Origin of the sequence: Paracoccus liaowanqingii, assembly GCF_004683865.2 — a bacterium.
GTDB lineage: Bacteria > Pseudomonadota > Alphaproteobacteria > Rhodobacterales > Rhodobacteraceae > Paracoccus > Paracoccus liaowanqingii.
This window is the reverse complement of the sequence record NZ_CP038439.1, coordinates 2,770,543-2,782,733: the sequence shown is the minus strand read 5'-3', so window position 1 is coordinate 2,782,733 and position 12,191 is coordinate 2,770,543. Positions and strand designations below refer to the sequence as shown.

Genomic DNA, 12,191 nt, shown 5'->3' with positions numbered 1-12,191 from the left:
GCGTTAACCCGCTCGGGTCAATCAGGAAGCACATGATGAACCTTTTCACGGATCTTCGCGGCGTCGTCGTCGAGGCGCTGGACCGGATGGTGCAGGCGGGCGAGCTGCCCGGGGGCCTGGACCTTGCCAATGTCACGGTCGAGCCGCCGCGCGATCCGGCGCATGGCGACATGGCGACCAATGCCGCGATGGTGCTGGCCAAGCCCGCCCGCATGAAGCCCCGCGACATCGCCGACCGGCTGGCCGCCCGCCTGACCGATCCGCGCATCACCGCCGCCGAGGTCGCAGGGCCCGGTTTCCTGAACCTGCGCCTGTCGCCCGTCGTCTGGCAGGGCGTGATCGCCGCGGCGCTGAAGGCCGGGCCCGAGTTCGGCCGCTCGGACATGGGGGCGGGGTCCAAGGTCAACGTGGAATTCGTCAGCGCCAACCCCACCGGCCCGATGCATGTGGGCCATGTGCGGGGCGCGGTCTTCGGCGATGCGCTGGCCCGCCTGCTGTCGTTCAGCGGCCATGACGTGACGCGCGAATACTACATCAACGACGGTGGCGCGCAGGTCGATGTGCTGGCCCGGTCCGCCTATGAACGCTATCGCGAGGCCAACGGGCTGGAGCCGGAAATCCGCGAGGGGCTGTATCCCGGCGACTATCTGATCCCGGTGGGCGAGGCGCTGAAGGCCAAGTACGGCGACAGCCTGCTGGACCGCCCCGAAGAGGACTGGCTGGAGGAGATCCGCGACTTCGCCACCGAACGGATGATGGAACAGATCCGCGGCGATCTGGCCGTCCTTGGCGTGCAGATGGATGTCTATTCCAGCGAAAAGGCGCTTTACGGCACCGGCCGGATCGAGGCCGCGATCGCGCGGCTGGACGCGATGGGCCTGATCTATCGCGGCACGCTGGAGCCCCCCAAGGGCAAGCTGCCCGAGGATTGGGAGGCGCGCGAGCAGCTGCTGTTCCGGTCCAGCGCGCATGGCGACGACGTGGACCGGCCGATCCAGAAATCGGACGGCGCCTGGACCTATTTCGCACCCGACATCGCCTATCACTGGGACAAGATCGACCGGGGCTTCGACCAGCTGATCGACGTCTTCGGCGCCGACCATGGCGGCTACGTCAAGCGCATGAACGCGGCCGTCCGCGCGCTGTCGAACGGCCGGGTGCCGCTGGACGTCAAGCTGATCCAGCTGGTGAAGCTCTACAAGAACGGCGAGCCGTTCAAGATGTCCAAGCGCGCCGGCACCTTCGTCACCCTGCGCGACGTGGTGGAGGAGGCGGGGGCAGATGTCACCCGCTTCATCATGCTGACGCGCAAGAACGACGCGGCGCTGGATTTCGACTTCGCCCGCGTGCTGGAACAGTCCAAGGACAACCCGGTCTGGTACGTGCAATATGCCAGCGCCCGCGTCCACTCGGTCCTGCGCCGCGCGACCGAGGCGGGTATCGCGGTCGACGATTCGACCCTGGCGGGTGCCGATCTGTCCGTTCTGGCCCATCCGGCCGAGCTGGAACTGGCCCGCAAGGTCGCCGAATGGCCGCGACTGGTCGAACATGCGGCACGCGCGCACGAGCCGCATCGCGTGGCCTTCTTCCTCTATGAACTGGCCTCCGACCTGCATTCGCTGTGGAATCGCGGCAATGACGACACCTCGCTGCGGTTCATCCAGGACGGCGACGCGGTCACAAGTCAGGGAAAAATTGCGCTGGTCCGGGCGGTTGGCGTTGTTATTTCATCCGGTCTCGCTATTCTTGGCGTCACTCCGGCGGAAGAAATGCGCTGACCGAATGCGTCGCCGCCGGATGTGCTGAGAGCAGGCAAAACGTTAATCCGGAACAACCGGCGGGCAGGCGAATATGGCAGTGATGGATTTCCGCGAAGGCGGCTATGTGTTCTCGCGTCACAAGGTGAAGCGCGAATTCTCTTACGATCAGGCGGGCTGGAACGGCCAGGCCGAGGCGGGGCAGGGCACCGCCCCGGCGCCGACCGACGCCGACGGGCTGTCGGCGCGCCTGGCACGGGTGACGCATTATGTCGGCGCCGTGGCCTCGGTCGCGCTGATGGTCGGCCTGCTGGCCTGGGGCTGGCAGATGGTGTCGCGCGACGTGTCGGGCGTGCCGATCATCCGCGCCATCGAGGGCGAGGCCCGGACCACCGCCGAGAACCCTGGCGGCCAGCTGACCAACCACACGGGGCTGGCGGTGAACTCGGTCGCGGGCGGTCAGGCGATGACCCCGGCACAAGAGGTCGCCATCGCCCCGGCTCCGGTCGACCTGTCCGAGGATGACGTCGCGATGGGCGAACTGGGTGCTTTGGCCCGCGAACCCTCGAACCCGTCCGAGACGCCCCTGACCTTCGCGGGCGAACCGATCGTGCCGCTGTCCGACAGCGAGGCCCGCGCCCTGGCCGCCGCGACCGAGGCCGCCGCCGCCGAGCGTGCGCTGGCCGATCAGGCCGTGAACGAGGCCGCCATCATCGACGCCCCCGCCAGCGAGGGCCCGGTGACCGAGGTCGTGACCGACGAGAACGGCGTGCCCGCCCAGGCCGCCGCCATCGCCGAGGCGTTGGCCCAGGCCCAGGCCGAGGCGGATCCCGGCATGCTGGTTGCCTCGACCCGGCCCACGCCGCGTCCGCGCGTGACCCGCGTCTCGGCCGCTCCGGCCGCCGCCGCCGCCCAGCCCGCGGTCGTGCAGACCGCCGCCGCCGAGGCGCCCGCCGCCCGGCCCGCCACCCCGGAGGCGGCCCCCGCCCCGGAGCCCGCGCCGGTCGCGGCCAGCAGCAGTGCCGGCGGCCCGGTCGTGCAGGTCGGCGCCTTCGACAGCAACGCCATCGCCACGGGCGAATGGCAGCGGCTGGCGGGGCGCAATGGCGGCCTGTTCTCGGGCAAGTCGCCGGTCATCCAGGAACACCAGTCGAACGGCCGCACCTTCTGGCGGCTGCGGGTCGCGGGCTTCGGCACGCTGTCCGAGGCGCGGCAGTTCTGCTCGGCGCTGCAATCCTCGGGGACGGACTGCCTGGCGCTTGGCGGCTGATCCGGTGGCCGGCAGCGCGACCATCCTGGGGGGCATCGCCGGCCCGACCCTGACCCCGGACGAGGCCGCCTTCTTCCGCGAGGCCGACCCTTGGGGCTTCATCCTCTTCGGGCGCAACGTGGACAGCCCCGACCAGCTGCGCCGCCTGACCGGCGATCTGCGCGCGGCGGTGGGCCGCGACGCGGTCATCACCGTCGATCAGGAGGGCGGGCGCGTCCAGCGCCTGCGCGCGCCCCATTGGATCGACTGGCCCGCGCCGCTGGATCAGGCGGTGGCGGGGCCGCGCGCGATGTGGCTGCGCTATCACCTGATCGGGCAGGAGTTGCGCGCGGTGGGCATCGACTCGGATTGCGCCCCCACGCTGGACGTGGCGCAGGACGCGACCCATCCCTTCCTGCGCAACCGCTGTCTGGGCTCCGACCCGGCCCGGGTGGCCCTGCTGGGCCGCGCGGCGGCGGACGGGCTGCTGGCGGCGGGCGTGCTGCCGGTGGTCAAGCACATGCCGGGCCACGGACGCGCCTTGGCCGACAGCCATCACGACCTGCCGGTGGTGGATGCGGCGCTGGAGGACCTGGATGCGATGGATTTCGCGCCCTTCCGCGCGTTGAACGATCTGCCGATGGGCATGACCGCACATATCCGCTTCACGGCGCTGGATGATGCGCCGGCCACGGCATCTGTCCGCATGATCGGGCTGATCCGCGACCGGATCGGCTTTGACGGGCTATTGATGACCGACGACATCACCATGAATGCCCTGTCGGGCACGCAGGCCGAGCGGGCGGCGGCCTCGATCGCGGCGGGCTGCGATCTGGTGCTGCATTGCAACGGCACGGTGGCCGAGATGGGCCCGGTCGTGCAGGCGGCAGGCCCCCTGACCCCGGATGCGGCCCGCCGGGCCGAGGCCGCGCTGGCCCGCCGCCTGTCGCCCGCCGACGCCGACCTTGCCGCGCTGCGCGCCGAATGGCAGACGCTGGTCGCCTGAGCGGCCCGTCCGCCCGATCCCCGAGGAGGCCCCCCTGTCCCTGCCCGACCCGACCCCCGAGGATGCCGCCGCCGTCGCGCGGCGCCGCGCCGACGAGGCGCTGATCGTCGATGTCGACGGCTATGAGGGGCCGCTGGACCTGCTGCTGACGCTGGCGCGCACGCAGAAGGTGGACCTGCTGAAGATCCGCGTGCTGGATCTGGCCGAACAGTATTTGACCTTCGTCGAGGAGGCCCGCGCGCTGCGGATCGAGCTGGCGGCGGATTACCTGGTCATGGCCGCCTGGCTGGCCTTCCTGAAATCACGCCTGCTGCTGCCCCCGGACCCCGAGGCGCCCGGCCCCTCGGCCCAGGACATGGCCGCGCATCTGGCCTTCCAGCTGGAACGCCTGGCCGCGATGCGGCAGGTGGCGGCGCAGCTGATGGGACGCGACCGGCTTGGCCAGCATCGCTTTGCCCGGGGCGCGCCCGAGACCGTGGCCCGCCACCGCCGCACGGAATGGCAGGCCGGGCTGATCGACCTGATGCGCGCCTATGCCCGGCTGAAGACCCGCGAGGAATTCCGCCCCTATGCCTTCGACCGCCACGACGTCTTCACCATGGAACAGGCGCTGGAACGGATGCGCCGCCTGATCGGCTTTACCGGCGACTGGACCGATCTGGCGGTCTTCCTGCCCGAGGGCTGGCAGAGCGACCCGGCGCGGCGGCGCAGCGCGACGGCGGCCACCTTCGCCGCCTCGCTGGAGCTTGCGCGACAGGGCCGGCTGGAGATACGGCAGGACAGATCCTTCGCGCCCATCCATTACCGGCACAAATCCCATGACGACCGCCCCTGATTTCGTCCCTCATCCCCTGGCCCGGCAGGAGCGCATGGTCGAGGCGATCCTGTTCGCCGCGACCCGGCCCCTGACGGTGGCCGAACTGGCCGCGCGCATGCCCGAGGGCTGCGATCCCGCCGAGGCGCTGGCCGGGCTGCGCCGGACCTATGCCGGGCGCGGGGTGGTGCTGGAGCGGATCGGCGAGGGGCACGCCTTCCGCACCGCGCCGGACCTGTCCTTCCTGATGCAGGCCGAGACGGTCGAGACCCGCCGCCTGTCGCGCGCCGCCACCGAGACGCTGGCCATCATCGCCTATCACCAGCCCGTCACCCGCACCGAGATCGAGGAGGTGCGCGGCGTCGCCGTCAGCCGCGGCACGCTGGACCAGCTGATCGAGATGGGCTGGGTGCGCATGGGGCGGCGGCGCATGTCGCCGGGCCGGCCCGCGACCTTCGTGGTGACCGAGGCCTTCCTGGACCATTTCGGCCTGGAATCAGCCCGCGATCTGCCCGGCCTGTCCGAATTGCGGGCGGCGGGGCTGCTGGAGTCCCGCCCGCCCGCCGAGGGGCTGGGCCTGCCCCTTGCGGGCGGGCCGGGGGATGATGATATGGAACCTGACGACCCGGCCCCCGTTCCGCAGGAGCTGTTCGACGACGAGTGAAAAGGTGCGACCATGAATATGAATATGCTGTTCAACATGTTTACCCGTCTCGTCATGCGGCGGGCGATGAACTGGGGCATCAACAAGGGCGTCGCCAAGATGTCCCGCGGCAAGGGCAAGCCGCCCGTCGGTGGCCAGCCGGGCGCCGGGCAGGGCCGGGGCCAGCCGAACGGGTCCGCCGATCTGGCCCGGAAGATGCGCACGCTCAGCCGCCTGACGCGGCGCTGACCCTGCCTGTCCGAAGACTGGCCCCTCTGGCCATGACGCGCGGCCCGCGCTAGGGCTGCGCGATGGACATCACCGAATTCGACATCTTCCTGGTGGCAACGCCCGGCCTCGAGGCTCCACTGGCCGCCGAGGCCGCGGCCTTGGGCTGGACCCCCGTCATCCAGCCCGGCGGCGTCACCATCCGGGGCGGCTGGCCGGATGTCTGGCGCGCCAACCTGATGATGCGCGGCGCCACCCGGGTGCTGGCCCGCATCGGCGGCTTTCGTGCCATGCATCTGGCGCAGCTGGACAAGCGGGCGCGCAAGTTCCCTTGGGGCGACCTGCTGCGCCCCGACCTGGCGGTCAAGGTGGAGTCGGTCTGCCGCGTCTCCAGGATCTATCATGCCGGGGCCGCCACGCAGCGGATCGAACGCGCGATCACCGAAGAGCTGGGCGCCCCCTTGGCCGACGACGCGCCGATCACCGTCAAGGCGCGGATCGAGGATGATCTGGTGACCTTCAGCCTGGATACGACCGGCGAATCGTTGCACAAGCGCGGCCACAAGGAGGCCGTCGCCAAGGCCCCCATGCGCGAGACCATGGCCGCGATGTTCCTGGCCCAGATGGGATATGACGGCAGCCAGCCGGTGCTGGACCCGATGTGCGGGTCGGGCACCTTCGTGCTGGAGGCCGCCGAGATGGCGCTTGGCCTTGCGCCGGGCCGCTCGCGCGCCTTCGCCTTCCAGCAGCTGGCGAATTACGACGCCTCCGCCTTCGCCCGGATGAAGGACGCGGTGACGCCCCGCCCGGCACCCGCACAGTTCATCGGCAGCGACCGCGATCCCGGCGCCATCCGCATGAGCCTCGCCAATGCCGCCCGCGCCGGGGTGACCGACATCACCTGCTTCGAGGCCTGCCAGATCTTCGACCTGCAGCGCCCCGAGGGCGCGCCGGGCATCGTCATCGTGAACCCGCCCTATGGCGCCCGGATCGGCGGCAAGGGCCCGCTGTTCGGCCTGCACGCCCAGATGGGCGAGGTCTTCCGCACCCGCTTTCAGGGCTGGCGCGTGGGCATCGTGACCTCGGAGGCGGGCTTGGCCAAGGCCACCGGCCTGCCGTGGCAGGCGCCGGGGCCGATCGTGGCGCATGGCGGGCTGAAGGTCCGCCTGTGGCAGACGGGCCCCCTGTGACGGTTTGGGCGGTGGCCGGTCAGGACGTCTCGACCAGCAGGATCGCGCCCAGGGCCATCGCGACCGCCGCGATGTCGCGCCGCCCCATCTGCTCGCCGAAGACGACCACCCCCAGCAGGGTCAGCATGATCAGCGTCGCCCCCGAATAGGTGACCGCGATCCAGGTCAGCGGGTGGTGGCGCATCAGGAAGTACCAGCCGATGGCCGACAGCGCATAGAGGCCGACGGCGATCAGAAACAGGCCCGAGCCCATCCCCGCCGTATGCACCGTCGCCGATTTGATGAGATAGTCGCCGCCGATGGTCAGCGCCGTGACGATCGACAGCAGGACAAGACTGTTCGTTAACAACATCTGTACACCATGAACCGTTAACGATACGGATCATGCCACGATGCGCGCCTTGAAAGAAGCGGGACGTGCGGTGTCGCCGTCTCTGGGTGTGCGGAGGGTCAGACGAACTGCTTGGCCAGCTTCAGCCCCTGGCCCTGATAGTTGGACCTGATCCCCTCGCCATAAAGCCGCTCCGGCCGGCCGCTCATCCGCTCATAGACCAGCCGCCCGACCGTCTGGCCGTGTTCCAGCACGAAGGGCGCCTCGTGGCAGCGGACCTCCAGGACGCCCCGCGCCCCGGCGCCCGCGTCCCCGATGCCGAAGCCCGGATCGAAGAAGCCCGCGTAATGGACGCGAAATTCGCCCACCATGGCCAGATAGGGCGCCATCTCGGCGGCATAGTCGGCGGGGATGGCCACCGATTCGCGGCTGACGAGGATGTAGAAGGCGCCGGGGTCCAGGATCAGCCGCCCTTGGGTCGTGCGCAGCTCGTCCCAGAACTCGGTCGTGGGATAGGCGCCGATGCGGTCCAGGTCGATCACGCCGCTATGGGGCCGCGCCCGATAGCCCACCAGATCGCCCGCGGCGGGGCGCAAGTCCACCGAGAACCCCAGGCCCTGGTCGATCAGCGCGGGCGCCCCGCCGACCAGCGGCTGCTCGGCATGCAGCGCGGTCAGTTCCGCGTCCGTCAGCGCCGCCTGGCCCTGCCGCAGGCGCAGCTGGTTCAGCCGCATGCCGGGACGCACCAGAACGGAAAAGCTGCGCGGGCAGATCTCGGCGTAGAGGGGCCCGTCATAGCCCTCGGGCAGGCGGTCGAACTCGGTCCCGTCATCGGTGACCAGCCGGGTCAGCAGGTCCAGCCGCCCGGTCGAGGATTTCGCGTTGGCCACGGCCGAGATCCCGGCGGGCAGGGTGATCGCCTCCTGCAGCGGGATCAGGTAGACGCAGCCGCGCTCCAGCACGGCGCCCTCCGACAGGTCCATCCGGTGCATGCAGAAATCGTCCAGCCGGTCCGCGATGCGCTTGCCGCGCCCCGCCAGGAAACTGGCCCGCAGCCGCAGCGCGGTGGTCCCCAAGCGCAGGTCCAGGCTGGCGGGCTGGATCTGTTCGGGCGTGACGGGCAGGTCGGCCCGGATGGCGCCTCGGGCGATCAGGTCGCGGATCCGGTGGTCGGGCAGAACGCCGTTCATCCTGAACTCTCCAGCAGGGAAGGGGGAAAAGGGAAACGCCCATCCCCGCAAGGGAATGGGCGTTTTCGGAATGGTCGGGCCGGAGAGATTCGAACTCTCGGCCTTCCGTCCCCCAGACGGACGCGCTAACCAGGCTGCGCCACGGCCCGACGAGCCCCCTATAGTGCGATCCGGCGGACCAGCACAAGGGCTGCAAGGCGGAAATCGACACCAAATCGCAATGACCCGTCAGGCAAGCTGCAACATCGCCTGACCAAGCCGCAGCGCGACCGGCCGCACCCCCGGCCAGCGCGGATCGGCGGGCGTGATCTGCTGCAGATGCCGGGTGACCTGGGTCAGCCGCGCCAGCCAGACGGCATGCCGGTGGGCCCGGTCCAGGTCAGGGAACAGGGGGGCCGGCGCGGGATCGGCAGGCGGCAGGGGCAGGTTGTCGGACATGGGGGGCATCTCCTCGGCATGGGGCGCCGGATCGGGCAGGGGGGGCATGGCGGATGCGGCGGCGGCCAGCGCCGCCAGATGGGCCGCGCCGCGCCTGCGCACGCTCTCGCCCCGATCCTGGTCGATCAGCTTGCGCGCGCCCCGGATCGTCAGCCCGTCATCGCGCAGCAACGCGCAGATCCCGGCCGCCAGATCCAGATCGGCGGGGCGGTAATAACGCCGCCCGTCGGGTCGCTTCATCGGCTTGAGGGCGGCGAACTGCGTCTCCCAGTAGCGCAGGACATGCGGCGCGACGCCGATCAGCACCGCCGCCTCGCCGATCGACCGGAATGCCTCTGCGCCCTTGGCCATCCTGCCGCGACGCGCCTATCGCTTGTTTCCGGCCGCCACGCGATCCTTCATCAGGTGCGAGGGCCGGAAGGACAGCACGCGGCGAGGCGTGATCGGCACCTCTTCCCCGGTCTTGGGGTTGCGGCCGATCCGTTCGTTCTTGTCACGCACCGAAAACGTCCCGAAGGACGAGATCTTGACCTGCTCCCCCCGGACAAGCGCGTCCGAGATGTGGTCCAGCACGCTTTCGACCAGTTGCGCGGATTCGTGACGGGACAGGCCGACATCGCGGAAGACCGCCTCGGCAAGGTCCATTCGGGTCAAGGTCTTGTCGCCCATGGTCGATCCTTCTGAATGGGGGGAAGATGGTTCGATTTGCGTTGCCTGTCAACGAGAAGGCGGGGAAATCGTTCCCCGTCCGATACTTGTCCCGATCAAAGCGACGGCAATCCGCCCATCCGCACAACCCTGACGGGCACCCGCCCGCGCCGGACCGACAGGGTCTGCCCATTTGCATTGCAGCGCATCGTCCCCATCTTGGACCGGTGGATGACTATGACAGGAGGGCCGGATGGCAGGTGGATGGGCCCGCGACGACGCGGTGAACGACCAGATCGAGATCAGCACGGCCGAGGCCATCGCCCGGGCCCGTCAGGCGGCCGCCCGCCGCGCGGCGCAGGGCGACAGCGCGAAGCATTGCGCCGAATGCGACGAGCCGATCCCCGAGGCGCGCCGCATGGCCCAGCCCGGGGTCAAGCTCTGCGTGGCCTGCCAGTCCGGCCATGACCACAGCCGCCGCCCCGCGGGCGGCCCGAACCGGCGCGCCAGCAAGGATGCCCTGCTGAAATAGGCTTCGGCTTCATCTTGGGGAAAATATCCCGGGGGGAGTCCGACAGGACGGGGGGCAGCGCCCCCCTACCAGCGCAGGACGACCGCGCCCCAGCTCAACCCGCCGCCGATGGCCTCGGTCAGCAGCACCTGCCCTAGGGCAAAGCGCCCGGCACCGTCGGCCACCGACAGCGCCAGCGGGATCGAGGCGGCCGAGGTGTTGCCGTGATCGGCCACGGTCAGCACGACCTTGTCCAGCGGCAGCCCCATCTTCTGGGCGGTGGCCGAGATGATGCGCAGGTTGGCCTGATGCGGCACCAGCCAGTCCACATCCGCCCCCGTCAGACCGGCCCGGCCCAAGGCGGTATCTGCGGTGCTGGCCAGCTTCTCGACCGCGTGGCGGAAGACCAGATTGCCCTGCATGCGCAGCTTGCCCACGGTGCCGGTGGCCGAGACGCCGCCATCGACATAAAGCAGCTCGCGATACTTGCCGTCGCTGTTCAGGTCCGAGGCCAGGATGCCCCGGTCGTCATTGGTCCCGGCGCCGTCCTGCGCCTCCAGCACCACGGCGCCGGCACCGTCGCCGAACAGCACGCAGGTGCCCCGGTCGGTCCAGTCCATGATGCGCGAGAAGGTCTCGGCCCCGATCACCAGGATGCGGTCGGCCTGGCCCGCGCGGATCATCGCATCGGCATTGGCCAGCGCGAAGACGAAGCCCGCGCAGACGGCCTGCACGTCGAAGGCGAAGCCCCGCGACATGCCCAGGCCCGCCTGCACGATGGTGGCGGTGGCGGGAAAGGTGAAATCGGGGGTCGAGGTCGCCAGGATGATCCCGTCGATGTCGCCGATCGCCATCCCGGCGCGCTCCAGCGCGGCCCGGGCGGCCCGGATGCCCAGGTCGCTGGTCGTCTGGCCCTCGGCGGCGAAATGGCGGCGTTCGATCCCGGTGCGGGACCGGATCCATTCGTCCGAGGTCTCCAGCTTGTCCTCGAACCAGCTGTTCTCGACGATGCGCTCGGGCAGGTAGTGCCCGGTGCCCCGGATGATCGCGCGGCGCATCACGACGCCTCTCCGGCCTCGGCGGCACTGACCGAGGCGGCCACCGCCCCCTGCGCCACGCGGGCGGCCAGGCGGTCCTGGAAGCCCGACTTGGCCAGCGTGAAGGCCAGCTTGATGGCTGCCGACACGCCGGTCGCATCGGCCGAGCCGTGCGATTTCACGACCGTGCCGTTCAACCCCAGGAAGATCCCGCCGTTCACCCGGCGGGGGTCGATGCGTTTCTGGAGACGTTTCAGCGAGGTCATGGCCAGCACCGCCGCGAATTTCGACATGATCGAGTTCGAGAAGGCGTCCTTGAGAAAATCTCCGACCAGCTTGGCGGTGCCTTCGCCGGTCTTCAAGGCGACATTGCCGGTAAACCCGTCGGTCACGATCACATCCACGCGGTCGGAGGGCAGATCGCCGCCCTCGACGAAGCCCACATAGGTGAAGCTGCCGGGTGCGGCCTGCTCGATCATCTCGTGGGCCTGCTTCAGCTCGGCGCGGCCCTTGTGTTCCTCGGTGCCCACGTTCAGCAGGCCGACGCGGGGCATCTCGACCCCCAGGCCGTTGCGGGCGTAGGAGGCGCCCATCAGCGCGTATTGCAGCAGGTCATGCGCATCGGCGCGGATGTCGGCGCCCACGTCCAGCATGATGTTGAAGCCCTGCGGGCTGCGCGAGGGCCACAGGCAGGCGATGGCGGGGCGGTTCACGCCCGGCAGCTTGCGCAGGCGCAGCATCGACAGCGCCATCAGCGCCCCGGTGTTCCCGCAGGAGACCGCGACCTGCGCCTCGCCCTGCTTGACCGATTCGACGGCGGACCACATGGACGTGCCCTCGCCCTTGCGGATGATCTGGCTGGGCTTGTCGTGCATGGTGACGACGCCGCCCGCATGGCGGATGTCGCAGCGGCCGGCCAGAACCTTGCGGCGCGCGATCAGACCCGTCAGCTGCTCCTGATCGCCATGGACGATGAAGCGGATCTCGGGGTTCTTCTCGGCGCTTTCGGCCATGCCCGCGACCACGACCGAGGGGCCGCGATCACCACCCATGGCATCAACCGATATCACCACGCTGCCCCCGGTGTCAGGGGCGCGCGGTGCCGGCGTGCTCGCGGAGGAAACGGTCATCAGGACGCGCTGCGGACCA

At 70.0% G+C, this 12,191-nt stretch carries 14 protein-coding genes and 1 tRNA gene; 8 read left to right on the top strand and 7 right to left on the bottom strand.

The genetic code is table 11. The features are described 5' to 3' along the window. The first annotated feature begins 35 nt into the window (after positions 1–35). The 7 genes from argS (at position 36) to E4191_RS13445 (ending at position 6,887) form a co-directional block, all read left to right on the top strand. Positions 36–1,778 carry an arginine--tRNA ligase gene (gene argS, locus E4191_RS13475; RefSeq protein WP_135314479.1) on the top strand — a complete coding sequence of 581 codons (1,743 nt, stop codon included), beginning with the start codon at positions 36–38 and terminating at the stop codon, positions 1,776–1,778. A gap of 73 nt (positions 1,779–1,851) precedes the next feature. Continuing rightward, a complete protein-coding gene (locus E4191_RS13470) occupies positions 1,852–3,027 on the top strand; it encodes an SPOR domain-containing protein (RefSeq protein WP_135313854.1) in 1,176 nt (391 codons plus the stop codon). After that, entirely contained in the window at positions 3,017–4,012 is a 996-nt protein-coding gene (locus E4191_RS13465; protein WP_228461322.1) for a glycoside hydrolase family 3 N-terminal domain-containing protein, read from the top strand. Before E4191_RS13470 ends, E4191_RS13465 begins: the two co-directional genes overlap by 11 nt. Before the next feature lie 40 nt (positions 4,013–4,052). Next, positions 4,053–4,847, top strand: coding sequence for a segregation and condensation protein A (locus E4191_RS13460; RefSeq protein ID WP_228461725.1), 795 nt, complete (start codon positions 4,053–4,055; stop codon positions 4,845–4,847). Further along, on the top strand, positions 4,831–5,490 hold the full coding sequence (scpB, locus tag E4191_RS13455; RefSeq protein WP_228461320.1) for an SMC-Scp complex subunit ScpB: 660 nt from the start codon (positions 4,831–4,833) through the stop codon (positions 5,488–5,490). The genes E4191_RS13460 and scpB overlap by 17 nt, the downstream gene beginning before the upstream one ends. A 12-nt stretch (positions 5,491–5,502) precedes the next feature. Further along, a complete protein-coding gene (locus E4191_RS13450; RefSeq protein WP_135313852.1) occupies positions 5,503–5,718 on the top strand; it encodes a hypothetical protein in 216 nt (71 codons plus the stop codon). 62 nt (positions 5,719–5,780) lie between these two features. Further along, the gene (locus E4191_RS13445) at positions 5,781–6,887 is read left to right on the top strand and encodes a THUMP domain-containing class I SAM-dependent RNA methyltransferase (RefSeq protein ID WP_135313851.1); all 1,107 of its coding nucleotides are present in this window, start codon (positions 5,781–5,783) and stop codon (positions 6,885–6,887) included. 19 nt (positions 6,888–6,906) lie between these two features. Here the strand turns inward: E4191_RS13445 and E4191_RS13440 are convergent, their stop codons facing one another. From E4191_RS13440 to ihfA, 5 genes are all read right to left on the bottom strand, one after another. Continuing rightward, positions 6,907–7,239, bottom strand: a complete 333-nt coding sequence (locus E4191_RS13440) for a hypothetical protein (protein ID WP_135313850.1) — start codon at positions 7,237–7,239, stop codon at positions 6,907–6,909. A 98-nt stretch (positions 7,240–7,337) separates the two neighbouring features. Then, positions 7,338–8,408, bottom strand: coding sequence for a 2'-deoxycytidine 5'-triphosphate deaminase (locus E4191_RS13435; RefSeq protein ID WP_135313849.1), 1,071 nt, complete (start codon positions 8,406–8,408; stop codon positions 7,338–7,340). A gap of 71 nt (positions 8,409–8,479) precedes the next feature. Beyond that, positions 8,480–8,557: transfer RNA gene (locus E4191_RS13430), tRNA-Pro, on the bottom strand. Between the two features lie 79 nt (positions 8,558–8,636). After that, complete coding sequence (locus tag E4191_RS13425) at positions 8,637–9,197, bottom strand: MerR family transcriptional regulator (RefSeq protein ID WP_135313848.1); 561 nt, start codon at positions 9,195–9,197, stop codon at positions 8,637–8,639. Positions 9,198–9,212: 15 nt separating this feature from the next. Continuing rightward, a complete protein-coding gene (ihfA, locus tag E4191_RS13420) occupies positions 9,213–9,515 on the bottom strand; it encodes an integration host factor subunit alpha (RefSeq protein ID WP_111299768.1) in 303 nt (100 codons plus the stop codon). A 232-nt stretch (positions 9,516–9,747) separates the two neighbouring features. Between ihfA and E4191_RS13415 the strand changes: the two genes are divergently transcribed. Continuing rightward, on the top strand, positions 9,748–10,026 hold the full coding sequence (locus tag E4191_RS13415; protein WP_135313847.1) for a DksA/TraR family C4-type zinc finger protein: 279 nt from the start codon (positions 9,748–9,750) through the stop codon (positions 10,024–10,026). A 65-nt stretch (positions 10,027–10,091) separates the two neighbouring features. On the opposite strand, the gene E4191_RS13410 is transcribed toward E4191_RS13415, so the two are convergent. Both E4191_RS13410 and plsX read right to left on the bottom strand, forming a co-directional pair. After that, positions 10,092–11,063, bottom strand: a complete 972-nt coding sequence (locus tag E4191_RS13410) for a beta-ketoacyl-ACP synthase III (RefSeq protein ID WP_135313846.1) — start codon at positions 11,061–11,063, stop codon at positions 10,092–10,094. Beyond that, positions 11,063–12,172: a phosphate acyltransferase PlsX gene (gene plsX / locus E4191_RS13405; protein WP_135313845.1), complete on the bottom strand. Its 1,110-nt coding sequence runs from the start codon at positions 12,170–12,172 to the stop codon at positions 11,063–11,065. Before plsX ends, E4191_RS13410 begins: the two co-directional genes overlap by 1 nt. Positions 12,173–12,191: the final 19 nt, after the last annotated feature.

Excerpts from the sequence above, each read along its gene's own strand:
- E4191_RS13425 (WP_135313848.1), bottom strand. The coding sequence starts at position 9,197 with ATGGCCAAGGGCGCAGAGGCATTCCGGTCGATCGGCGAGGCGGCGGTG.
- E4191_RS13470 (WP_135313854.1), top strand. The coding sequence starts at position 1,852 with ATGGCAGTGATGGATTTCCGCGAAGGCGGCTATGTGTTCTCGCGTCAC.
- scpB (WP_228461320.1), top strand. The coding sequence starts at position 4,831 with ATGACGACCGCCCCTGATTTCGTCCCTCATCCCCTGGCCCGGCAGGAG.
- E4191_RS13435 (WP_135313849.1), bottom strand. The coding sequence starts at position 8,408 with ATGAACGGCGTTCTGCCCGACCACCGGATCCGCGACCTGATCGCCCGA.
- E4191_RS13440 (WP_135313850.1), bottom strand. The coding sequence starts at position 7,239 with ATGTTGTTAACGAACAGTCTTGTCCTGCTGTCGATCGTCACGGCGCTG.
- E4191_RS13415 (WP_135313847.1), top strand. The coding sequence starts at position 9,748 with ATGGCAGGTGGATGGGCCCGCGACGACGCGGTGAACGACCAGATCGAG.
- E4191_RS13450 (WP_135313852.1), top strand. The coding sequence starts at position 5,503 with ATGAATATGAATATGCTGTTCAACATGTTTACCCGTCTCGTCATGCGG.
- E4191_RS13410 (WP_135313846.1), bottom strand. The coding sequence starts at position 11,063 with ATGCGCCGCGCGATCATCCGGGGCACCGGGCACTACCTGCCCGAGCGC.
- ihfA (WP_111299768.1), bottom strand. The coding sequence starts at position 9,515 with ATGGGCGACAAGACCTTGACCCGAATGGACCTTGCCGAGGCGGTCTTC.
- argS (WP_135314479.1), top strand. The coding sequence starts at position 36 with ATGAACCTTTTCACGGATCTTCGCGGCGTCGTCGTCGAGGCGCTGGAC.
- E4191_RS13445 (WP_135313851.1), top strand. The coding sequence starts at position 5,781 with ATGGACATCACCGAATTCGACATCTTCCTGGTGGCAACGCCCGGCCTC.
- plsX (WP_135313845.1), bottom strand. The coding sequence starts at position 12,172 with ATGACCGTTTCCTCCGCGAGCACGCCGGCACCGCGCGCCCCTGACACC.